This is a genomic window from Streptomyces sp. NPDC001678 (assembly GCF_042892945.1).
Taxonomy (GTDB): domain Bacteria; phylum Actinomycetota; class Actinomycetes; order Streptomycetales; family Streptomycetaceae; genus Streptomyces.
Window position 1 is genome coordinate 75,001 of sequence record NZ_JBIAUP010000011.1, and the last position, 22,681, is coordinate 97,681.

General features: G+C 73.0%; 18 protein-coding genes and 1 pseudogene. 8 read left to right on the forward strand and 11 right to left on the reverse strand.

Annotated elements, in window-relative coordinates; genetic code table 11:
- Positions 1–14 precede the first annotated feature (14 nt).
- The 6 genes and pseudogenes from ACFYZR_RS22805 to ACFYZR_RS22830 form a co-directional block, all read right to left on the reverse strand.
- Positions 15–791 carry a class I SAM-dependent DNA methyltransferase gene (locus ACFYZR_RS22805; protein ID WP_391913062.1) on the reverse strand — a complete coding sequence of 259 codons (777 nt, stop codon included), beginning with the start codon at positions 789–791 and terminating at the stop codon, positions 15–17.
- Between the two features lie 76 nt (positions 792–867).
- Positions 868–3,165: a YcaO-like family protein gene (locus ACFYZR_RS22810; RefSeq protein WP_391913064.1), complete on the reverse strand. Its 2,298-nt coding sequence runs from the start codon at positions 3,163–3,165 to the stop codon at positions 868–870.
- 183 nt (positions 3,166–3,348) lie between these two features.
- Positions 3,349–4,734, reverse strand: coding sequence for an MFS transporter (locus ACFYZR_RS22815; RefSeq protein ID WP_391913418.1), 1,386 nt, complete (start codon positions 4,732–4,734; stop codon positions 3,349–3,351).
- Between the two features lie 208 nt (positions 4,735–4,942).
- Positions 4,943–5,200 carry a hypothetical protein gene (locus ACFYZR_RS22820; protein ID WP_391913066.1) on the reverse strand — a complete coding sequence of 86 codons (258 nt, stop codon included), beginning with the start codon at positions 5,198–5,200 and terminating at the stop codon, positions 4,943–4,945.
- A 65-nt stretch (positions 5,201–5,265) separates the two neighbouring features.
- Positions 5,266–5,637, reverse strand: a pseudogene (locus ACFYZR_RS22825) (CatB-related O-acetyltransferase); the annotation flags it as partial.
- A 58-nt stretch (positions 5,638–5,695) separates the two neighbouring features.
- Positions 5,696–7,168, reverse strand: coding sequence for an MFS transporter (locus ACFYZR_RS22830; protein WP_391913068.1), 1,473 nt, complete (start codon positions 7,166–7,168; stop codon positions 5,696–5,698).
- 150 nt (positions 7,169–7,318) lie between these two features.
- On the opposite strand from ACFYZR_RS22830, the gene ACFYZR_RS22835 reads away from it, so the two are divergent.
- Positions 7,319–7,885 (forward strand): TetR/AcrR family transcriptional regulator, encoded by a 567-nt coding sequence (locus ACFYZR_RS22835; protein ID WP_391913070.1) that lies wholly within the window; start codon positions 7,319–7,321, stop codon positions 7,883–7,885.
- Positions 7,886–8,138: 253 nt separating this feature from the next.
- On the opposite strand, the gene ACFYZR_RS22840 is transcribed toward ACFYZR_RS22835, so the two are convergent.
- From ACFYZR_RS22840 to ACFYZR_RS22850, 3 genes are read right to left on the reverse strand one after another with little or no spacing between them, the layout of a single operon-like run.
- Positions 8,139–8,495: an ArsR/SmtB family transcription factor gene (locus ACFYZR_RS22840; protein ID WP_391913072.1), complete on the reverse strand. Its 357-nt coding sequence runs from the start codon at positions 8,493–8,495 to the stop codon at positions 8,139–8,141.
- A 55-nt stretch (positions 8,496–8,550) separates the two neighbouring features.
- The gene (locus ACFYZR_RS22845; protein WP_391913074.1) at positions 8,551–8,916 is read right to left on the reverse strand and encodes a hypothetical protein; all 366 of its coding nucleotides are present in this window, start codon (positions 8,914–8,916) and stop codon (positions 8,551–8,553) included.
- Complete coding sequence (locus ACFYZR_RS22850) at positions 8,913–9,656, reverse strand: DUF1259 domain-containing protein (RefSeq protein WP_391913076.1); 744 nt, start codon at positions 9,654–9,656, stop codon at positions 8,913–8,915. The genes ACFYZR_RS22845 and ACFYZR_RS22850 overlap by 4 nt, the downstream gene beginning before the upstream one ends.
- A gap of 243 nt (positions 9,657–9,899) precedes the next feature.
- Here ACFYZR_RS22850 and ACFYZR_RS22855 point away from each other — a divergent pair, with 243 nt between their 5' ends.
- Both ACFYZR_RS22855 and ACFYZR_RS22860 read left to right on the forward strand, forming a co-directional pair.
- Entirely contained in the window at positions 9,900–10,565 is a 666-nt protein-coding gene (locus ACFYZR_RS22855; RefSeq protein WP_391913420.1) for a response regulator transcription factor, read from the forward strand.
- Positions 10,566–10,573: 8 nt separating this feature from the next.
- On the forward strand, positions 10,574–11,632 hold the full coding sequence (locus ACFYZR_RS22860; protein WP_391913078.1) for a sensor histidine kinase: 1,059 nt from the start codon (positions 10,574–10,576) through the stop codon (positions 11,630–11,632).
- Between the two features lie 128 nt (positions 11,633–11,760).
- Here the strand turns inward: ACFYZR_RS22860 and ACFYZR_RS22865 are convergent, their stop codons facing one another.
- Positions 11,761–12,129: a hypothetical protein gene (locus tag ACFYZR_RS22865; RefSeq protein ID WP_391913080.1), complete on the reverse strand. Its 369-nt coding sequence runs from the start codon at positions 12,127–12,129 to the stop codon at positions 11,761–11,763.
- Between the two features lie 459 nt (positions 12,130–12,588).
- On the opposite strand from ACFYZR_RS22865, the gene ACFYZR_RS22870 reads away from it, so the two are divergent.
- From ACFYZR_RS22870 to ACFYZR_RS22890, 5 genes are all read left to right on the forward strand, one after another.
- Entirely contained in the window at positions 12,589–13,683 is a 1,095-nt protein-coding gene (locus ACFYZR_RS22870) for a hypothetical protein (protein ID WP_391913082.1), read from the forward strand.
- Between the two features lie 100 nt (positions 13,684–13,783).
- On the forward strand, positions 13,784–14,635 hold the full coding sequence (locus tag ACFYZR_RS22875; protein ID WP_391913084.1) for a glycosyltransferase: 852 nt from the start codon (positions 13,784–13,786) through the stop codon (positions 14,633–14,635).
- On the forward strand, positions 14,632–17,625 hold the full coding sequence (locus ACFYZR_RS22880) for a glycosyltransferase (RefSeq protein ID WP_391913086.1): 2,994 nt from the start codon (positions 14,632–14,634) through the stop codon (positions 17,623–17,625). The genes ACFYZR_RS22875 and ACFYZR_RS22880 overlap by 4 nt, the downstream gene beginning before the upstream one ends.
- A gap of 2 nt (positions 17,626–17,627) precedes the next feature.
- Positions 17,628–20,204 (forward strand): glycosyltransferase, encoded by a 2,577-nt coding sequence (locus tag ACFYZR_RS22885; protein WP_391913088.1) that lies wholly within the window; start codon positions 17,628–17,630, stop codon positions 20,202–20,204.
- Between the two features lie 41 nt (positions 20,205–20,245).
- Positions 20,246–20,941, forward strand: a complete 696-nt coding sequence (locus ACFYZR_RS22890) for a hypothetical protein (protein WP_391913090.1) — start codon at positions 20,246–20,248, stop codon at positions 20,939–20,941.
- Positions 20,942–21,116: 175 nt separating this feature from the next.
- Here the strand turns inward: ACFYZR_RS22890 and ACFYZR_RS22895 are convergent, their stop codons facing one another.
- A complete protein-coding gene (locus tag ACFYZR_RS22895; RefSeq protein WP_391913092.1) occupies positions 21,117–22,610 on the reverse strand; it encodes an alpha/beta hydrolase in 1,494 nt (497 codons plus the stop codon).
- Positions 22,611–22,681: the final 71 nt, after the last annotated feature.

Consider the following 22,681-nt stretch of genomic DNA (forward strand, 5'->3'; position numbering starts at 1 on the left):
GGCCCGGCCCCCGTTCAGCGAGCGGCCCGGTAGACCGACACGTGATAGGGGCAGCCGTCCCGGAACGGCGCCCCGCCCCAGCTCCCGTACCGCTCCCGCAGCTCCAGCCCGGCCGCCCGGGCCATCAGGTCCAGCTCGCCGACGCCCGCGTAGCGGAAGGAGACATGGAGGTGCACGCTGCCACTCCCGTCGCCCGGGGTGATCGCGTAGTGCGAGTGGTACCGCTGAGCGGCGCGGTCGAACCGGCGGTAGCGCACGACCAGATCCCCGCCCCGATTGGGTACCACGCGGCCGCCCGACCACTCCGCACCGACCAGGACCTCGGGAACGATCGCGTCCAGGACGAAGGCGCCGTCGGCGCCGACCAGCCCGGCCGCATGGCGGAAGCAGCGCGACTGGTCTTCCTGGGTGGGGAGTTCGAAGAAAGTGCCACCGGCGACGAAGACCACGTCGACCGTCCGCCCGTCCGCCGGCAGCCGGGTGAAGTCGCCGATGGTCACCGGGATCCGGTCACCGCCGGGCTTGGCCGCCAGCCGCGCCGCCATCTCCGGCGACGCGTCGACCCCCTCGACCCTGACGCCGCGCCGGGCCAGCGGCAGCGCTATCCGGCCGGTGCCCACGCCCAGTTCGAGCGCGGTCCCGGAGCCGGCGAGCCGGGCGAGGAAGTCGACGGTGTCGGCGGTGAGTGCCTCCTTGCCGAACCAGCTGTCGTAGCGGTCGGCGAACCGCCGCGTGTACGGGGCGGCCGTGGCGGGCTCCGGCGGTTCGGGGGCCTCCGGGGATGCGGACACAGGCTTCTCCAAGGGGCTCAAGGGAAGGGCGGGGGAAGAGTTTTGGGAAGGGGCCGGGCGCACGGGCCGTCTACGGTCAGCCGAGCGGGTGCGGAAGGCGCTGCCGGGCCGTTCCGCCGGGCGACGTCGCCAGGTCCGGTTCCTTCGCGGGCAGACGCCGGGCGCCGGGGGCGACCACACGCACCACCACCGGATCGCCGTACCCCGCTCCTGGAACGGAAGAGTCCACCTCGACGACGTCCTCACCGGTCCGCTCGGCCAGCAGACGCGGCAGCGCGCTCGCCGCCGGAGCCTGAGGCCGAGCCCGACCCTGAGCCCGAGCCGCTGTCGGCCAGGGCGCCGTGATCGCTCCCCGCAGGAGAGCGGTGAGGCTGTCCTGACGGTGGAAGGCGTGCAGGGCGTGTTCCAACGGGCCGTTCGGCGGCCGTGACGGCCCATGCTCCCGCATCCTGTCCCATACGGCGCCGGCGCTCGCGGTGCCCATGCTCCAGCGCACCATCAGTGCCTCGCGGACGGCGGAGACCGCGGCCGCCGCCGGGTCCCCCGACGTGGCGCGGGCACCGAAGCTCTGTCGTGTCCCGTCGTCCGTGTGCAGACACGCCACCACGCACGCGGTGCTGCCCGGGCCGGGCAGCACGAGGCACCGTTCCCGCAGGCCCAGCACGGCCAGTACCCGCCGCAGGTTCTCGCCGAGCGGCGCCGGTCCCGACGGCGTCCGGCGGAGTGCGTTGTCGTACCAGGCGTGCCAGAACAGGTCGCGTTCGAGGATCTCCAGCATGGCGTGTTCACGCGCCCGCGCGGCCGTGAGGTGCGCCGCGAGCCCCGTGGAGCCGGGGCGCAACGGTGCCGGACAGCCGGCGGGCGGACGGTGCGCCAGGTAGACGGCGCACGCCGGTACGAGCACCTGGCCGCCGCCGGTCAGCGAATCCGCCGGCACCCAGGGCAGCGTCGCCTCCCGCACCTCGGCCAGCGGCCGCAACTCCGGCCAGGCCCACGGGTCCAGGGCGGGCCGGCCGCGCCGCCGCAGCGACGCGTACGACGCGACGACGGCCCTCTCCCGCGCCCGGTGCCCGGCGAGAACGCTGTGCACTCGCTCCATCAGCTCGCCCCGGGCCCGCCGCACGACATCCGCCCGGTCCGTGCCGGCAGCCGAACCGATGATCACCGGCTGCCCTCCGGCCGCGTCGTTCGCCATGAAAGCGTTACTGCGCGCGGCTGTTCTGCCGAGCACGAACCCGGGCGCGTCAGGGAACGGCCGCACTGTCTGGACCGGCCAGTCGGGAAGCCCTGACGGTGGCCCGGCCGTGCTGCCCGCCTTGCCGGCGCTACCCGAGCCACCCGTGGAACCCGTCACGAAGACCGCTTCGGCCTGCTCCAGCAGCTCCCTGCCGGTATCGGTCAGCGCCCCGCTCCTGCCGCGCAACGTCGCCGCGCCTCGTCTGCCCCGGTCCAGCAGGAGGGCGTGGCGGGCCCGTACGGCCGGTCCGTCCGGCAGCCGCCGGTACAGCAGCACGCTGCGGGCCAGCACCACGACCTGCTGGAACAGGCCGGCCAGGGGGCGCGGGTCGGGGCGTAGCGGAGTGCTCAGCAGTTCCCGGGCGCCGGACGCCCGGAGGAAGGGGGCGGAGGCGGCGGCCGCATCGCACCGGTTGTGGGTGCCCTCGTGCACCAGTGCCTCCGCGAGCCGGACGTGGCCGGCCGGCCCGTCGGGCTTGTGGCCGGTCAGCCGTCGGCTGTTGACGAAGACGGCGCCGTGCACGGTGAAGTCGGTGAACCCGTCGATCCCCCAGCCGCCGAGGAGCACCACCTGTCGCAGTGTCACCTCCAGTTCCGCGGACATCCGGGGCCAGCTCGTGCGCAGCGTCCGCCACGCCTCCGCGAAGACCTCCCGCTGCCCGGCATCCCAGTCGATCACGGCCGCCGTGCGCGCGGTGGGGGAGCCGTCGTCCGTACGCGGCCTGCCGGACCCGATGGTCCCGCCGGGGCGTCCGTGGCCTCCTGCTCCGCCGGCCGGTTCCGGAGCCTGCCGCAGTGCCCGCAGGACGCTCGCCTCCAGGTGTCGCTCCCCGGGAGGCGCCAGGTCCACCGCCCACCCGGTACGCTCCGCCGTGCGCCGGGCCCGGGCCGCGCTGTCGCGGGACCGGAGCACCACCATGCGCACCTGCTCCGTGGTGTGCTCCCGATCCGGGGGTGACGGGTGTTCCCCCCGTGTCAGCTGCAACCGGTGGGCCAGCGCGTGCATCCCCGGGTAGCTCAGATCGTCCCGCTGCCACGTTCCGGCGGCACAGCCGGCGGATGTGAGGACCCCGGCCACCAGGCCGCCCAAACGGTACTCGTCACGCGCGGCCGGTCCGGCATCCGGTTCGATCCGCACACACCCTCCTGAAGCGTCGTCCCGGCGGCGCGCCTTCACCGGTGGCCGGTCCGGCGAAGCGCGGCCCGGCCACCGGCGATCGATCGAGGGTCAGTCGTCGTCCGGAAGGTCGATCATGAGGGCGTACTCGGGGAGCTCCTCCCCGCCCACGACCTCGATCTCGAGCTCACGTACCTCTTGCATCTAGTGCTCCTCCTCCTCGTCGGAGGTCCGCACCGGCCGCGGTGAAGACTCAAATCGACCGTGACACTCCGGAACCGGGGAGGCAACGGTGAGTATCGGACATCGTGTCCCGCTGATCCGGTGCGGGCTCACGGCGCCGTCGGTGGATGCCGCAGAGGTGGCCAGTGGCCCGTCAGGGCGCGGTGGCGGGGCCGGCCACAGCGCGACCGCCGCGAGTGCGGCGGCCAGCGCGATGACGCCGAGCACCGCGGCGGTCACGGGCGGCCCGGCGCCGGCGGCGAGCCATCCGGCAAGCGGGTAGGTCAGCAGCCAGCAGCTGTGGGAGAGGGAGAACTGGGCGGCGAACGCTGCGGGAAGGTCCGCGTCGGCGGCGGAGCGACGGATGACCCGTCCGCCCGGGGTCAGGACGGCGGAGGAAGCGGCCCCTGTCAGTGCCCAGACGAGGTGGAGCGCCGCCCAGGACCAGGTGCTCGGGGCAACGGCGGTCAGCGCGGTGGTCGCGGCCAGGACCGCGGGCAGTGCGAAGGCGGCGGGCAGCATGACGGCACGGTCGCTGACCTTGGCCAGTACACGAGGCAGGGCGAGGGCGGTGAGCATGGAGCCGGCTCCGAAGGCGCCCAATGCCGGCGACACCGCTCCGGCGGGCCGGTGGAAGTGGTCGCGGACGACGACCACGGTGTCGACGTAGACGATCGCCCCGGCTGCGGCCACGGCGAGATCGAGAGCGAGCAGGGCCCGCAGGCGGGGAGTGGCCCAGAACAGGCGCGAGCCGAACGCGACCTCGGCGTGGACGCTGCCGGTGCGCTCCACGGGCGCGGGCTTGGGCAGGACGGCGGACAGGACCAGGGCGGCGGAGGCGAGGAAGCCGGCCGTGGTGCCCGCGAACAGCCAGTTGTAGGAGACGAAGGCCAGTAGCCCGGCGGCCAGCGCGGGGCTGAAGAGGCTTTCCAGGTCGTAGGCCAGGCGGGACAGCGACAGCGCCTGGGTGTAGTCGCGCTCTTCCGGCAGCACCTCGGGGATGGTGGCCTGGAAGGTCGGGGTGAAGGCCGCGGAGGCCGCTTGGAGCAGGAAGACCATCACGTAGATCTGCCAGACGTGGGTGACGAACGGCAGGGCGAGCGCGACCCCGGCCCGCGTCAGGTCCATCGCCACCATCAGCGCCCGCCGGGGTATTCGCCCGGCGAGCGCGCCCGCGACCGGGGAGATGGCGACGTAGGCGACCATCTTGATCGCCAACGCGGTGCCCAGCACCGCCGACGCGTTGTTCCCGGCGATGTCGTACGCCAGCAGCGACAGCGCCACCGTCGCCAGGCCCGTTCCTGCCAAGGCGACGACCTGGGCGGTGAACAGGTGGCGATAGGTGCGGTCGCGCAGTACGGACAGCATGGGCCCCGTCCCGGTCAGCACGGTATGACCTGGCCATCGTAGACGTCATGTGCGTACGTGTGCACATATCGATTCCGGCCCTGCCCTGCCTGTAGGCCCCGGTGTCCTGGCTCGGATACCAGCCGCAAAGTAGGTCGCGGCCGGCCGGACCCGCCCCGTTTCCAGGTGCTGGGCGTCTCGGCCTCACCGCCCGGGTCTTTGGCCCGTCTCACATGTTTTCGAGGTTGTCGGCAACGGTGGAGGTCGGGGTGTGGAGGGCGTCGAACGCCTCGAGGACGGGGGTGTGGAGGTATGCGCTCTGGATCCGGATGCGGTCGGGGCCCGGGGCGGGGTCGGCGTTTCCATGGGCCTCCTGCGGGCGCGCCTGGTGGAGATCGGCGATGCCGAGCCCGAGTTCGGCGTCGGCGAAGGCGGCTTCGATTTGGTTGTGCCGGCGGAGCCGGCGCAGCGGCTCGTCGACTCCCACGGGGATCGTCCCGGCGAGGTGCGCCGACAGCTTGTGTCCGTCCCCTCGCCCTGGGCCGGGTGCGTTCAACGGTCCGCGGCACTGGGGGTCGTCGGGTCCAGGCGTTCCGTTCCCACGTGCCCGGGCGCCGCGTTCTCCAGGTCGTCGATGCTGCCGGACATGATCGTGCGGATGTGTTCGGTGATGTGCCGGAGCGGCCAGTCCCACCACGCCACGGCGAGGAGCCGGGCGATGTCCGCGGCGTCGCGGCGGGTGCGGATGAGCCGGGCGGGGTTGCCGCCGACGATGCCGTAGTCGGGGACGTCGCCGGTGACCACGGCGCCGGCGGCGACGATCGCGCCGTGCCCGATGCGTACGCCCGGCATGACCGTGGCGCCGTGGCCGAACCACACGTCGTCGCCGACGACGGTGCCGCCACGGCCGGGCAGGTCGGTGATCAGGTCGAAGTGCTCTGCCCAGGAGCACCCCATGGTGGGGCCATGGGGTGATCTCGGTCTAGCGCGGGCTGTTCGCGGATGCCTCGTTCAAGGTGGTGACCGCACCCGGACCGGTGGCCCGTCGCGGGGCCGTGGAGCCTTCCGCGACCTTGGACCTCGCGAGCCACAGGCCGGTGAACACGGCGGTGGCCAGGGTGACGGCGCCGGCTGCGAGGAAGGCGTTGTCGAGGCCGGTCTCGAAGGAGGCGCCGTCGGCCTGCCGGGTGCGGACGACGGCTCCGAGGACCGCCACGCCGAGCACCGCGCCGATCTGGCGGGTGGTGCTGCTGATGCCTGAGGCGAGGCCGCCTTCCTGCGGGCCGACCGCCTGGATGGCGGCTCCCGTCAGTGGGGACATGGTCAGGGCGAAGCCGGTGCCGACGATCGCCAGCCGCCACCACACGTTCCCGTAGCCGGTGTCGGCGTGCACCGTGCCGAGCGCCAGCAGTCCCAGGCCGGCCAGAGCCAGGCCGGTGGTGACCACGACGCGGTAGCCGTACCGGGCGGCGAGCCGGCCCGCGTACGGGCTGACGATCACCATGGCGAGGGACATCGGCAGGGTCTGCAGGCCGGCGCGCAGGACCGAGCTGCCCTGGACGTACACGAAGAACTGGGAGAAGAAGAACGACGAGCCCATGAGCGCGAACCCGACGACGACCATGGCGGTGTTGGACACGGTGAACAAGCGCTGCCGGAACAGCCGCAGCGGCAGCATCGGCGCGGAGCGGCGCGCTTCGACGGCGACGAAGGCGGCGAGGAGGATCACCGCGGCGGTGAAGCTGCCCAGGATCAGCGACGAGGTCCAGCCGCGGGCACCGCCCTCGATCAGCCCGTAGGTCATCGTCCCCACACCCAGAACGGACAGCACCGTCCCCGGGACGTCGATCGCGGAGGCGCCGGGATTGCGGGTCTCTTCGAGGCTGCGCAGACCGGCCAGCAGGAGGACCACGCCGATGGGCAGATTGACCAGGAAGATGGCGGGCCAGCCGAAAGCGTCCGTCAGCGCACCGCCGGCCACGGGCCCTGCGGCCAGGCCGATTCCGCTGAGCCCGGCCCACAGCCCGATCGCCTTGACGCGTTCCTGCGGCACGGGATGGGCGGCGGCGAGCAGCGCGAGCGAGGCCGGGCTCAGCGCGGCGGCCCCGATGCCCTGCAACACCCGGCCGGTGACCAGCCAGCCGAGCGAGGGCGCGAGGCTGCACAGCACCGACGCGGCGGTGAACACCGCCACGCCGGTCAGGTACACCCGCTTGCGGCCGAACCGGTCGGCGAAGACACCGCCGGACAGCAGCAGCATGGCGACCAGCAGTACGTACGCGTCGACGATCCATTGCAGACCGGTCAGTTGAGTGTGCAGCCGGTGCTGCATATCGGGCAGCGCCGCCCCGACGATCGTGTTGTCGAGCAGCACCATGAACTGGCCCAGGCAGGTCACCGTGAGCAGCACGGCCCGGTGTGAACGACTGCCTACGGCCGCAGGCGAAGCCGCCATGGGGATTCCTCTCGATCGTTGGTCGCGCCCGGCCATGGCCGACGGGGCCGGTGGTGCCCCTGAGCGCTTTAAAGCAGTCGGCGACTGCGTTAGGCGACTGTATGAGGCGTCGCTCGTAAACGCAAGTGGCGGCTGCGTTAGGGTGGGGGCATGAACGAGAAGGAGCGGGCCCGGCGGCCCGGCGGGCGCAGCGCCCGCGTCGCCGCGCAGGTGCACCAGGCCGTCACCGAACTGATCAGCGAGCGCGGCTACGGCAACTTCACCGTCGGCGAGGTGGCGGCCCGCGCTGGCGTGGCCGACAGCAGCGTCTACCGCCGGTGGGGCAGCCTGGAGAACCTGCTCGGCGAGGTGGCGCTCACCCGCCTCAACGCGCAGTCGCCGATGCCCGACACCGGGAGCCTGTCCGGCGACCTGCGCACGTACGCGGCCCAAGTGGCCCGTGAAATCACCGGACCCGACGGTCCGGCGGTGCTGCACCTGGCCGTCGCCCTGTCGAGCAGCGGTCAGCGGGGCCTGCAGGCCGGTGCAGACCTCCGCGCCGAACGCACCCGGCAACTGCAGTCCATGCTTGATCGCGCCCGCGACCGTGGCGAGCGCGCACCCGACGCGCTCGACGTGCTGGACCACATCCTGGCCCCGATGTACATCCGCGTCTTGTTCGGCATGGGCCCGCTCACCCCGGACTACGTCGACGGGCTGGTCGACCGATTGCTGTGACCTCATCCCGGTCCCCGCGACCAGCCCTCGGCCGCGGTGCCAAGGCTCCGTGCTCGCCGGCACCCGCCCGGCCGGCTCGGGCATCCGGCCCTTGGCCGGCTCACGCGGGCTGGCTGAATCCGTCGGCTGACGGGCCGTCGCCGCGCGGGGTCGCGTTCCGCGACGTGACGGGCGACCGCGTCGACTCCGGGACGGGCGTACCGCTCCAGGGAACGGACCGTACGCGGGGCGGCCCCGCCGGGAGGGGCCGGGGTCAGTCGTGGGGCGGCAGCGAGCCGATCTGATGGTCGGCGACGTTCAGCGCCTCGTCGACCAGGCGTCGCAGATGCCCGTGCCGCAGGGAGTACACGACGCGGCGCCCGTCCTTGCGGGTGACGACCAGACCGGCCAGGCGCAGCTTCGCCAGGTGCTGGCTCACGGACGTGCGGGCCGCGCCGGTGGCTTCCGTCAGGGTCGTGACATCGGCCTCGCCCCGGCCGAGCCTCTCCATCAGCGCGAGCCGGGTGCGGTCGGAGAGCAGGGTCAGAACCGACGCGGCGACATCCAGGCGCTCGCCGCTGTCACGCTGCTGCGAACGCTGCGCATCTGCCATTTCCGTGCTCAGCCCCATCCCGACATCGTAGAGGTGGGTTGCGCACCTGTGCACACATGTCGCCGGTGCCGGTTCAGTACAGGTAGATGTCGGTGAGCAGGGCCGCGGCAGCGGCTACGAGGGCGTAGCGGACGGCCGTGCGGGCGGGCCGGGCGGCGAGGGGGCCCAGGCCGAGGGCCAGGGACGCGGTGGCAAGGGTGAAGACGGCCGATCCGGTGTCCTGCCAGCTGATGGGGAAGACGGCCACGGGTGCGTCGGTGAAGAACTGCTCGCCGTGCGCGGCACGGAGGATGGTGTTCCATGCGAGCGGGCCCGCGGCCGCCGCGAGTGCGGCGGTGGTCAGCGCCGCACGGTCGCGGCACCGGGCCGCGAGCAGGAGCAGAGCGGCGAAGACGGCGGAGAGGACGGCGCCGTAGCCGATCTGTGCCCAGCCGATCATGACGGTGGGGCCGATGCGGTCGCGTCCAGGGCCGGGCGCAGGGACTCGGCGAGGGCGACGCCGTCGCCGGTGGCCCAGAAATGCAGGTAGAACAGGCGGGGCTGTTCGTCCTGGCCGTGGTTGTGCAGTTCGACGATGTCGATGTGACCCTTGCGCAGAGCTTGGATGACCTTCTGGGTCTCGGCCTGGGTCATCACGAAGTCGCCGTTGATGGCGGCCTTCGCCGCCTTGACGCCCTTGGCCAGGGTGACCGGGTCGCCCATGGCGTGGATGTGGGTCCACCAGGCGTCGGGCTGCTGGGAGAGCAGGTGCTTGTGCACGGCGGTCTGGTCGATCCCGGCGGCCTGGAGCGCGTCGGTGACCTTCTGCAGCTCCGGTTCGGTGACCACGAGGTCTCCCATCAGCACGGCCCCGTCCTTGTACTGGGCGAAGGCCGCGTAGCCGCCCAGGGACAGCCCGGGCTTGACGGCGACGTCGTGGGAGGTGACCTTCAGGTCGGTGCGGGGCAGGGCGACGCGGTAGACGGTGCCGCCCATCAGAGTGCTGCTACGGCCGAGGGTGTCGGCGACACCCTTCCAGTCCGCGGCGGTCGTGGTCCTGGGCGGCTCCGGCTGCCCGCCCTGGTGAGGGCCGGTGTGCCCGGCCGCTCCGGCGGCGGTGACGCCGCCGACGGCCAGCGCGGACACCAGCGCCGTACCGGCTGCCAGCCGGGTACGCCGGAATTGCACGTGGCGGAACATCGCTCCTCCTCTGGACGGAAGCGCAAGGGAAGCGCAACGGCCGCACGCCGTCCGTACGGCCCACACATCCCAGGCAAGCGACAGATGATGAAGCTGCGATGAAGGTGCTCCCCGATGGGCGGTATCTTCACGACGCCTTCATGATCGACGGCAAGGCTTGTTCCCAGCACGGGACGAGGAAGAGGTGATGCCGGTGCGAGTCCTGGTGGTCGAGGACGAGCCGAAGATGCGCACGCCACGCTGCTGCGCCGGGCGCTCACCGAGGAGGGCTATGCCGTCGACACCGCCGCCGACGGCCCTCAGGCGCTGGGCCTCGCCCGGGCCGCCACGTTCGACGCGCTCGTGCTGGACGTGATGCTGCCCGGCCTCGACGGCTTCGAGGTGTGCGCGCGGCTGCGGCGCCAGGGGGAGCGGGTGCCGGTGCTGATGCTGACCGCCCGTGACGTGATCGCCGACCGCGTCGCCGGCCTGGACGGCGGTGCGGACGACTACCTCACCAAACCCTTCAGCCTCGACGAACTCCTCGCCCGTCTGCGCGCCCTGATCCGCCGTGGGCCCGCCGAACGCCCGCCGGTACTCCAGGCCGGGGACCTGCGCCTGGACCCGGCGACCCATCAGGTCCGGCGCGGCCGGACGGAGATCACCCTCACCGCCAAGGAGTACGCCGTGCTCGAAGCCCTGCTACGGCGCCCGGGCACCGTCCTGACCCGCGACATGCTCGTCGAGCAGTGCTGGGACTTCGCCACCAGCCCCTACTCCAACGTCGTCGACGTCCACATCCGCTCGCTGCGCGACAAGATCGACCGGCCCTTCGGCACCACCGCCATCGAGACCGTCCGCGGCGCCGGCTACCGCCTGCGCCGGGACGGCGGCCGTCCCCGCCCCACCAGCGCCCCGCCCTCGTCATGATCAGCAAAGTGCCGCTGCGGATCCGGCTGACGGCCATCTTCGCCCTGGCCATGGCCGCCGTCCTGGCCGCCGCCGGCTACCTCACCCTGAGCCGCTTCGCCGAGTCCCGGGACGAGTACGCGGGACGTGCCACCCCGGCCCAGCTCCTCGCCGGCCAGGACGCGTACGCCGACCTGCGCCGCGAACTGCTCACCGCCCTGCCCCTCGTCTTTCTCGCCGCCACCGCCGGCGCCTACCTCCTGGCCGCCGCCGCGCTCCGCCCCGTGGAACGCCTGCGCGCCCAGGCCGCCGCCGTCACCGACACCACCCCGCACCGGCGCCTTCAGGTCCCGCCCAGCCGCGACGAGATCGCCTTCCTCGCCGCCACCCTCAACGCCATGCTCGACCGTCTCCAGGCCGCACTAGAGCGCGAGAAGCGGTTCGCCGCCGACGCCGGCCACGAGCTGCGCACCCCTCTCAGCCTGCTGAAGACCGAACTCGACCTCGCCTTGCGACGCCCCCGCACCCCCACCGAGCTGACCGCGGCCCTCACCTCCGCCGCCGAGGAGACCCAGCGCCTCGTCGACCTCGCCGAAGACCTCCTCCTGCTCGCTCGCACCGACCAGGCCGACCACCGGCCCCGCGGCCCGCACACCATCGACCTGCCGCCCCTGCTGGAGCGGATCACCGCACGCCACCGAGCCGCCTTCCCCACGGCGGTCCTCACCGTCGACTGTCCCTCCCGCCTACAGGTGGTCGCCGAGCCCTCCCGGGTCGAGCGGGCCCTGACCAATCTGGTCGGCAACGTCCTCCAGCACGGGCGCGACCCCGTCGAGATCACCGCACACGAGACCCGGGGCCACGTCGAGATCCACGTCCGCGACCACGGCCCCGGTTTCCCGCCCGACTTCCTCCCGGCGGCCTTCGACCGCTTCACCCGCGCCGACCACGCCCGCACCACCGGCGGCACCGGCCTCGGCCTGGCCGTCGTCGCCGCCATCGCCCGCGCCGTGGGCGGCACCTACGGAGCCACCAACCACTCCGACGGCGGCGGCGATGTATGGATCACCCTCGCCGCCCGCCGCTGACCGCCCCGTGGAACAACGGGGAACGCCGCCCGGCCGCCGCCGCAGCAGCGGCCGGGCGGGCGGTCGTCCTACGTCGAAGGCCCCACCCGGGTCGCCCGGGTGGGGCCTTCATCGGTTCACGGGCTCGGTCAGGAGGTGGAGCCCTTCAGGTCCGCTATGACGAGCACGGTGACGGTCGCGCGGAACTGGAAGGCCGGGTTCGTCCGGGCGGTGGCTTCGTGCGGACGCAAGTTGGCGCGCACGACGACCGTGGCCTTGCGGCGGGCCTTGTTCTTCACCTCCAGCGAGACGGACGCGCCACCGATCGGCCATTCCGACGGGTTGCCGCTGACGAAGCTCTCGAGCTTGTACGACTGGATCGCCGCGTCGACGACGTAGCCGTCGCTGTCCTCCCGGATGTCGCCGCCCGGAGATTCGAAGTCGTAGGTGCCAACCGCCTCTTCTCCGGTCGGGGTAATACGGAGCTGGAGTTCGCGGGTCTTGAACGCGAGCGCCATGACTTTTCCTCCGATGGAAGTCGGGAAATTGATTTGGCCCGCTGCGCCGGTGAATTCGGTGCGGTGGGCTTGCGGGTCATTGTTAGCACGCCTCGCAACGCATCCGACAAATCGATGAGGAGCGTGGCGGAAGATTTCGGCCAGCCTCTGATTACGATGCGGATTCAACTTTATTGGCGGCATTTTTGAGCCGCTTCCATCCAACGGCGTTTACGTGCGTTTATGCCTGGTGAGGGCGTTCTTGACGCCATGTCGGCGGCAACGGTAACCGGACCCCGGATCCTGAAGATCGTAAAGCCCGGGTCCGGTGCGGCCCGCTGGCCGGATACCGTGGCGTTTACCGAAGCGGACTGCTCCGTTTTGCATTTCTTTATCGGCCCACCGGTAATGTCTTCCCCGGCTCGAACGGACAAGTGAGAGGTGGGCGGAATGCCCTTCGTCATCGCTCAGGGATTACCCGTGCCGGCGCGTCTGGCCAAGGGTCAGCAGGAGTTCTTCGCGATAGACCTCCGGCTGACGCCCGGCAGTGCGCCGATCAGTGGCAAGAAGGAAATGATCTGGGTGGAGTTCCCGATGGGGACGGTGTTCCCCAAAGAAGGGAAGGTCTATTACCAACCCCCGAAGAAGCCCCGGCAGGAGCTCGCGTACGACCCTTACGACGAGGCGAACCGGCGGCTTCAGTTCACCCACTCCATCCATCTCGGCGACCACTCGGACGAGGCCGACGGCTTCTACTCCATCAGCGTCCAGGTGCTGCCCGACGCCTTCGAGGACCTGCTGTGGGGGCGGCTGGGGATCGGTACCGCCACCGCGCCGCTGCGCATCCAGGTCGGGCCCGTCGGGCCTCGCCCCGTGCCCGGGAACCTGATCCGGAACGGCGGTTTCACCGACGTCCGCTTCCGGCCCGGCAAGGACTGGCGCCCCCTCGAGGGAGTCCTCTACGGGCGGGAGGCCCAGAAGCTCGACGCGTGGACCGTCGGCGAGTACAAGGGCAGGGGAGTCTGGGCGGCCTCGAGGACCGGCGAGCCCGGCAGGCTCATCGACCTGATCAACGGTGACGCCGACGGGCACCTCCCGGCCGACGCGGATCCCCCGTTCGACAAGGGCGAGAACGTCGTCGACATCAACGGCGACGGCACCTGCGGCTATATCGAGCAGACCGTCGACGTCACCCCCGGCGCTCCGTACGAGCTCGCGTTCCACACCGGCTACCACGTCCTGCCCAACCCCGAGGAGCCCTACCGCCGGCCCACCTACCTGCGGGCCGAGGTGCGGTACGGGAAGCCGGGCGCCGAGACCGTCCTGGCCTGGGACGACTACGTCCAGTACTACACCGGGAAGGGCGCCGTCGCCTCCCACGACCCCGACAAGAAGCTCAACGACCCCGGCTGGCGCGAGCGCCGGCTGCCCTTCCGGGTGCCCCAGGGCGTCACCGCGGTGACCGTGCGGTTCGCCAACCCCGGGCGGTCCGGCTTCGACGAGGAACTCGACGCCAACCCCGACGGCAGCTCCGGAATGCTGCTTGCCCACGTACGACTCGGCGCCACCCGGTAACCGCACGACGAACAACGTGGCTCGCCCTGCCCGGACGCGAGGGCGGGCCACCGGCTCCAGTGCCGCCCGCACGCCACCGCCCGAGGAGACGTCCCCAGCCATGAGTACGCCCCGTACAACAGCGCCCCCACCGGGCGAGGACGCCGCCCGCGTCCCCTTATCCGGGCCCGGTACCACGCCCGCCACCACCACCTGCGATCTCGAACTGGTCATCCCGGCCTACAACGAGGAACGGCGCCTCGCCCCCACCGTGCTCGCCCTCGCCGACCATCTGCGCGGCATGCCGTTGACCGCCGCGCTGCGGGTGGTCGACAACGGCAGCAGCGACCGCACGGCCGAGTGCGTGGACCGGCTCGCCGCCTCCGGCGTCCCCATCACCGTCACCGGGTGCTCCCGCCGTGGCAAAGGAGCGGCCGTGGCCAGAGGGATGGTCACCACCAGAGCCCGCTGGGTCGGCTTCTGCGACGCCGACCTCGCCACCCCCGCCACCGCGATCGACGACGCGGTCGCTCTCCTGCGGGACGGCCGGCAGGTCGTCGTCGGATCCCGCCGCTGCACCGGGGCGAGTGTCCCCGTGCGTCAGCCCGCTCTGCGGCGGCTGGGCGGGGCCGGGTTCCGGCTGGCGACGCGGCGGTTCTCCGGGCCGGTCAAGGACACCCAGTGCGGGTTCAAGTTCTTCGAGGTCGAGGCCGCGCGGCGGATCTTCGCCCATGTCACCACCACCGGCTTCGCCTTCGACCTCGAAGTGATCGCCCGTGCCCGCGCCCTCGGGCTGAGCCTGGCCGAGTTCCCGGTCGTCTGGAGCGACCAGGAGGGTTCCAGCTTCCGGCCGTTCGCCGACGGTCGCCGGGTGGCCGGCGAACTGTGGCGACTGCACCGGACCCTGCACCGCCTCCCGCCCCGGGTCGTCCACCACGCCCCCGCCGCTCGTGCTGTCGGGGAGGCGGAATGAACCCGACGGACTTACGGACCGCCCTCCCCGCCACCCAGGACTGGCAGGGCCGGCACGTCGTCGTGTGCAACTGGCGCGACGGCCGCCACCCGCAAGCGGGCGGAGCCGAGTTGTACTGCGAGGAAGTCGCCCGGCAGCTCCATGACGCGGGCGTCCGTGTCACTTACCTGACCTCACGCCCCCAGGGCACCGCCCGCCGCGAGGACACCGGCTTCGGGGCAGTGGTTCGCGGCGGCGGCCGGTTCACCGTCTACGTGTTCGCCCTGCTGTGGCTGCTGCGCCACCGCCGCTCCGTCGACGCCGTCATCGACTCGCAGAACGGCATCCCCTTCTTCACCCCGCTGGTGCTGCGCCGCCGCACCCCCGTCGTGCTGCTGATCCACCACGTCCACCAAGGGCAGTTCGCCCTGTGGTTCCCCCGTCCCATCGCCGGTTTCGGCCGCTGGCTGGAGGGGCGGGGGAGCGGTCTGGTGTACGGGCGGCGCGCGGTGTGCGCCGTATCGCCCTCCACCCGGGCCGAGATCCGTAGGCGGCTCGCCGTACGCGGCCCGGTGCACTTCGCCCCCGCCGGCCTCGACACGGTTCCGCCGCCCGCAGGCCACCCCCGGCAGCGGGCCGCCGCGCCCCGCATCGTCTGCGTCGGCCGGATCGTCACACAGAAGCGCGTGGACCGGCTCGTCCAGGCCATGCCCGCCCTCCGCCGCGAACTGCCCGACGCGGAACTGTACATCGTCGGCGATGGCGAGGCGCGTGAACAGCTCGCGTCACTCGTGGACGAACTCGACGTCGGCCACTGCGTCGTCCTGCACGGCCGTGTGCCACAGGAGGAGCGGGACGTCCTCGTCGACTCCGCGTGGATCACCGCCACCACCTCCCTCGCCGAGGGCTGGGGCCTGTCGGTGATGGAGGCCGCGGCGGCCGGGGTGCCCGCGCTCGCCTACGATGTCCCCGGCCTGCGCGACACCGTCCGCCACGACGTCACCGGCTGGCTCCTCGGGCCCGACGACGATCTCGCCTCCGGCCTCGCCAAGGCCCTGCGCGCCGTGGAGTCGCCGCGGGACGCGGCCCGCTGGGAGGCGGAGTGCCGGGAGTGGGCGGCCGGATTCAGCTGGACGGCAACCGCCGCCCACCTGCTCGCCGCGCTCACCGCCGAGGACGGCCGGCTGCGCCGGACCGGCCGGGGGAAGGCCGCCGAGCGGCGCACCGTCACCGACGCGTGCACGCTCGTCAGTGCCCCGGCCGAGCTCCTCGCACGCGCCGATCTCGTCGCCCTGCGCACCACCGACCTCATCGACCTCACCGGACCCCGCCCCGGGTTGCTCCTCCTCGGCGCCGACGAGCAGGACGCCGAAGCCGTCCTGGCCCGTATCGGCGTGGACACCAGTGACCCGAGGGTGTCCATCCGCCTCGCCCGCCACCACGACATCCTCGGCTGGCAGGCCCACCCCCCTGCCCGGGCGCGGCGAAATGATACGGGCCACCGCCGCGCCACCACTTGGGCCGCCGCCCTCGGCGCCCTCTTCGCCCTCGCACTCGCCCTGCGGCTGACTTTCATCGGGCGCTCGTACGACGTGCACGTCGACGAGCTCTACTACACCGCCATCAGCCGCCACCTCGCCGACGGCCAAGGGCCCGTCTTCGACGGGCAGTTCTTCGCCCTCCATCCGCCCGCCCTCTTCGCCTTGCTCGCGGCGTTCATGCGGCTGACCGGCCGAGCCTCCGGCGACCTGCTCCACCAGGTGCTGGATCTGCGGCCCGTCGTGGCCGTCACCGGGGCGGTGACCGTCGTCGCGGTCACGGCGCTGCTGCGGCGTGCGGTCCGGATTCCGTTGGTGCTGCTCGCCGGGTTGTTCCTGGCCCTGGACCCGTTCCTGAACCGCTTCGACAGCCGGGTCATGCTGGAGACCCAGGCCGTGGCCGCCGCCGCGCTGGGCATGCTGGTGCTCGCCCGTACCCCGGCCACTCCACGCGGCCGGGTCGTCACCGGGGTGGGCGCGGGGCTGTTGTTCGCGCTGGCGGTGACGACCAAGGAACCGTACGCGCTGGGCACGTTCGTGCCCGTCACCGTCCTGGGGATCGCCGCGAGCGGTGACGTGCGACGGCTGCGGCTGACGGCGGCCGCCGTCACTGCCGGCGGGTACGCGGTGTACGTCGTGACGGTGGTGGCGACCGGTAACTGGGCGCCCTGGTGGGCGCAGAAGACCGACGGGATCGCCCGCGCCCTGGGCATCAAGCAGATCAGCGGCTTCAACAGCACCGACGGCTCGATCTCGTTCACCGACCGGCTGTTCGTCCAGCTCGGCCAGTTCGCCGTCCCCTACACGCTGATCGCCCTCGGCACCGTCGCCACCGCATGGCTGCTGTGGTGCCGCGTCCGGCGGCCCGAGCTCTTCACGGGCCGCCCCGGGCGCACCTTGATCACGGCGTGGGCCGGGTGCACGTTGCTGCACCTGATGTACGCGGTGGCGGTGGGCACTCTTGAGGAGCAGATGTTCTACCCGCTGGTCGTCACCAGCGCCGCCGCCCTCGCACTCGCGGCCGACGTCCTCCTGCCGACCGGGGGCACGGAGATCAGGGCGGTGGCCGTCCTCGCCGCCCTTGCCCTGACCATGAACGGTGTCGTTTGGGCACGCGTCCACGCCCGCCACGACGACGCCCTGCGGCGCACCCTGGCCTGGTCCCGTGCGCACCTGCCCGAGGGCGGCGTCGTCGCGGCCACGGACGAGGGCACGTCCTTCGTCCTGCCCGGTGCGCGGTTCGCCGACTGGCGGACCACGGCCGACCTCCGGCGCGACCGCGTCGACTACCTCGTGTTCTCCACCGAGCTGGTGAAGCAGGGGTACGCGCGGATCGGCTCCGGGCTGGCCCGGGTGCTGGAGCGCGAGGCCCGGCTCGTCCACAGCGAGCCCGGCAGGACGGTGGGGGCGCTGCGCGTGTACGACGTCCGGGCGCTGGTCGCCGTCGGATCCGGCTCCGGAAAGGCGGGGTGACGATGGTGACGACGACCGCCGCTCCTGCCCTGTCCACCGCGCTCCGGGGGAAGGCGACGGCACAGGGAGCCCTGCCCCTCGCCCTCTCCGCCGTGCTGGTCGGCATGGGGAATTACGGGCTCTCCCTGTTCCTCGTCCACCGTCTGCCCGCAGCCGACTTCACCGTTTACGCCGCCGTCTCCTCGGTCCTGCTCAGCGTGGGTACCCTCGCCGGTGCCACGGTTCCCTGGGTGCTGGCCCGCGAGGTCGCCGACAGCGCACCGGGCGGCGCACGACGACGGATGGCGGTGCGCACCTGCCTGTGGCTGGCGCTCGGCCTGGCCTTCCTGACAGCCGTCGCGGCGTGCGGGGCCGTCGCCTCGTACGCCGGTCCCGGCCCGCTCGCCGGGCTGGCGGCCGCATGCGTGACGCTCTGGCTCAACTCGGTGGGGGCCGGATACCTCCAGGGCCGCGAGCACTTCGGTCGGCTGGCCGGGCTGCGGGTCGCCGAGGTGGCCGTCCGTGTCGCCGTCACCGTCGGGGCCGTCGCGGCCGGGTGGGGGAGCGCCGGGGCCATCGGTGCCTTCGCCGCCGGCGCGGCCGTCACCTCGGCAGCAGGGTTCGTCGCCCTGCGAGGGGACATGAGGAGGACCGCGGCGTTCGACGCGGGCGAACCGACGCCTGGACGCCACGGGTTGTGGCGGCATGCCGCCGTCATCGGTGGCATCCAGGTCCTGACCTGTGTGCTGTTCACGCTGGACGTGGTCGTCGCCACGGCGGTACGGGGCGGCTCGGCCGGCCTGGCGCCGTACCAGGCCCTGCTCGTCCTCGCCCGGGTACCGCTGTTCCTGTCGACCGCCGTGGCCACCGTCGTCTTCCCCCGGCTCGCGGCGGGCCCGTCGTCCACCGCACGCAACGGCTTCCGTGGCGCGCTGCGGCTGCACTGGATCACCGGCGCCGCCATCACCGTCACGATCGCCACCTGTCCCGACACGATCGTGGGGCTTGCGCTGCCTCAGCACTACACAGCGTCGGCCGCGCTGTTGCCGCCGCTGGCCCTGGCCGGGTTCGCGTGCGCCACGACCGCCCTGACCAGCGTCGTGTTCCAGACCTGGGGCCCGGCCCGGTCGACCGTCGTCACGCTGGCCCTCGCCTGCCTGGCCGCAGGCGCCGGCTACGCCCTCACCGCCGACCGTCCCCTGGCCCTGGCCTGGTGCTCGGCCGCCGTGACCTGCACCGTCGCGCTCGTGACGGTCGGCCGGGCGCGGCGCCGGGTCCCCGGGCTCGGCCCGGCGGCGGGGGCCACCGCACCGCTCGCCATGGCCGCCCTGGCCTGCTGCGCGCTGTTCGCCCTCCGGCCCTACCCCACGCTGTGGGCCCTGGCGGCGCTCGCCGTCCTGGCCCGGGCGGCACTCGCGATCCGCACCCGGCCCCGCCGCCCCGGCCCGTGCCGCGTGCTCCACCTGGGCTTCGAGGATCCCCGGCGGCCCGGCGCGGGTGGCGGCTCGGTCCGTACGCACGAGGTCAACCGGCGGCTGGCCGCGCGCGGAGTCGAGGTGACCGTCGTCGTCGCCCCCTGGCCCGGCGCCACCGAGACCGTCCGCGACGGCGTCCGGTACGTACCGCTGCCCGCGCGTCTCGGGCCGCTGGCCCGCAGCCGTTTTGCCGCGCAGATCGCGTACTTCGCCGTCGTCGTCACTCGGCTGCCGTGGCTGACGCGCCGTCATGACCCGGACGTCGTGGTGGAGGACTTCGCCGCCCCGTTCTCGTCCGTCTGCGTCCCCCATCTGACCCGCAGGCCGGTCGTCGGGCTGGTGCAGTGGCTGTTCGCGGCCGACAAGGCGCGTGAGTTCCACCTGCCGTTCGGCGCCGTCGAGCGACGCGGGCTCGCCTCGCACACCGCGTTCCTCGCGGTCGGCGACGACCTCGGCGAGGAGCTGCGCCGGCGCAACCCGGCCGCGCGCGTGGAGGTGATCCCCAACGGCGTCGACCGGGCCGCGTTCGACCGGCCCCGCGTCGAACGCGGCGACCACGTCCTCTACCTAGGCCGCCTGGAGATCACCTCCAAGGGCCTGGACCTGCTGCTGCGCGCCTACGCCCTCGCCGCCCCGCACACCACCGCCGACCTCCACATCGCCGGCGACGGCCCGCATGCCGCCGACGCCCGCGCCCTGGCCACCGAACTCGGCGTCGCCGACCGCGTCCGCTGGCTGGGCCGCGTCGACGGCCCGGCCCGCTTCGACCTGCTGGCCTCGGCCCGGCTGGTCTGCGTGCCCAGCCGCCGGGAGACCTTCGGCATGGTCGCCGCCGAGGCCCTGGCCACCGGCACCCCGGTGCTGGCCTTCGACATCCCCCGCCTGCGCGACCTGGTCACCGACGACGTGGGCGTACGCGTCCCGCCCGGCGACCTCGACGCCTACGCGGCCGCCCTGGCCGCGCTCACCCGCGACCCGGACCGCTGCGCGGCGCTGGGCGCGAAGGGGCCGCCGACAGTGGCCCACCTGGACTGGGACCGGATCGCCGCCGCACAACTCGCGGCCTACCACCGGGTCACCCCGGACGACCGGCTCCCGCACGAGGCACCCGTCACCGACGGGTGACCACACACCAAGAAACACAGAGAAGAAGAGGAAGAAGAGACATGGCATTCCACATCACCCAGGGCAACCCGAACCCGCTGATCCTCCAGCCGGGGACCAACGCCTCGTTCACGATCGAGGTGTACGTCGACGGCAACCCGGTCGAGCCCGGCGAGATCATCCAGGTGAAGCTCCCCGAGGGCCTCGTCTTCCCGCCCACCGGCGAGATCCGTTTCATCAACCTGGACTCCGGCATCAACCGGCCGCTGCCGATCGAGAGCCGTGACCCCGACGGGCGTCTCGTGCGCTTCAAGGCCGAGGGGATCGGCAACAAGCCGGAAGGCTTCTACTCCGTGAACGTCCTGGCGGCGGCGAGCGCCGCCCCCGGTGACCGCACTGTCACGGACGGCCTCACCATCGGTGCCACCTCGGCGAAGCTCAGCTTCCGCATCAGCGCTCCGCAGCCGGTGGAGCAGCGGGTGTACGGAACCGTCGCGGCCAACGGCGGCGTGATCTCCGGCTCCGGCTTCACCGCGAGGCATTCGGCGACGTCGACCTTCACGATCACTTTCGCCAAGCCCTTCACCTCCCCGCCCGTCGTCGTGGCCTCTGCGGCGTTGGGGAGCGCGTCAGCGATCGTCACGGTCGCGAGCGTCTCCACCACTGCTGCCGTGATCTACACCGCGAGCACGAGCGGCACCTGGGGTGCCCTGCCGTTCCACTTCATCGCCATGGGCCCGACGGCTCCCAAGGCGTAACCGCACCGCGCCTCCTCCCCCTGGGCCCCTCCGCCGCTCCCTACGGCGGAGGGGCCCTTCCCCGATGGGAGGACGCGATCTCCAGATCTACCCAGGCACACACCCGCCCGGCACCGGATGACGGCGACCGAGCCGCCAGCCGTGCCGTGGCCCGGGCCGGCTCACCGGCGCCGGATCAGCCCCGCACGTGCCCCAGCACGGCCCCCATCGCCCGCTCCACGGCCCGGCGCGCCTCCTCGGTGTGGTCGAGCGTCTCGAAACCGTGGTGGGCAAGCGGCACGTCGACGATCTCGACGGCGGCCGCGCACTTCTCGGCGGCGGTCAGGAACTCCGCGACCGTCGCCGCGATCTCCGGCCGCTCCAGCTCCACGCGGGTGAGGACGAACGGCAGCCGGCCCGCCCGCTGTATCGCCTCGGCGGGCCGGAACCGGTCCGGGACGGACCCGGGCCAGTTCGGCATCGGCGCGAGGACGGGGTAGGTCGCGGCGACGCAGCGCAGCCACGGCGGGGGAGCCGCCAGCCAGTCCGCCGACAGCAGTCCGCCGCCGGAGAAGAACCACAGCGCCACGCGCTCCGCGTCGACGCGCGGGTCGGCCCGGACGAGTTCGACGGCCGCCGCGACGTCCTCGGCCGCGCGCCCGAAGTCGGCCAGGTCGTGCAGCCGGTGGTCGACCGTCACGCCGACCGCTCCCAGGCTCGCCGCGTACCGGCCGTAGCCGGTGAAGGTGGCCGAGTCCCGGGGCGTCGGCCGCACGTCGGCGGGGAACGGGCCGCCGTGGACGAACACCACCGCCGGCCGGGGGCCGTCGGCGTCCGGAAGGTGGAGATCGACCCGCCCCACCCGCTCGCGGGGCCGCTCCGGCACGTCCAGGAGGAACGATTCGCTCCGCGGCCGCTCGTCCACCGACAGCCGGTGCCCCTCGCCCGCGGCGGCCCGTACGAGCACCCCGGCGAGCTCGGCCGGACACGAGAGCATCGGCCAGTGCCCGGTGGAGAGCTCGAAGAAGCTCGCCCGGGATTCGGCGAGCGCCCGCATCCGGGGGTCGCCGAGCCGTACGAACGCCTCCACCATCTCGATGCCCGCACCGTTGGCGGTGCACAGCACACCGGTCGCCGGCAGGCCGGAGACCTCCTCCGACAGCCTGAGCGGCTGGGTGAACGTGCCCGCCGGCTGCGGCGCGGCGAGCCGGGTCAGCCGCTCCAGCCCTTCCTGCGGGACGCCGTCGAGGCTGCCCCAGCGTCCCCACTCGTCGAGAACCGGCGCGGGGATCGGCCGGTCGCCTCCGTCCCGCCCAGCGAGCAGCTCGTGGACGACCGGGTCGGGCACCCACTTGAGCGGCGCGTCACCGTCCTGCGGCAGACCGGAGTCCAGATAGACGACCCGGGCCACCCGCCCCGGGCGGCGGCCCGCCGCGCCGAGCACCGGGTGGATGCCGTAGCCGTGCCCGACCAGCACCACCTCCGGAGCGTCCACGCGATCGATCGCCCGCGCCACGTCCTCGATGTGCGTGTCCAGGTCCGTCCCCGGCCCCGCCGGACGGGCCCGGTCGCCCAGGCCCGTGAGCGTCACCGGGTGCGCCTCCGCCCCCGCCGACCTCAGCCCCGCGATCACCTCCTGCCAGATCCAGCCGCCGGTGAAGGCCTCGGACACCAGAACGAATGCCGTCATGCGCGTCTCCTCGTACGCCGTCGTCCACGGGCCGGCCGATCGGGCCGCCCGCGCTCGTCGGTACGGTAGGA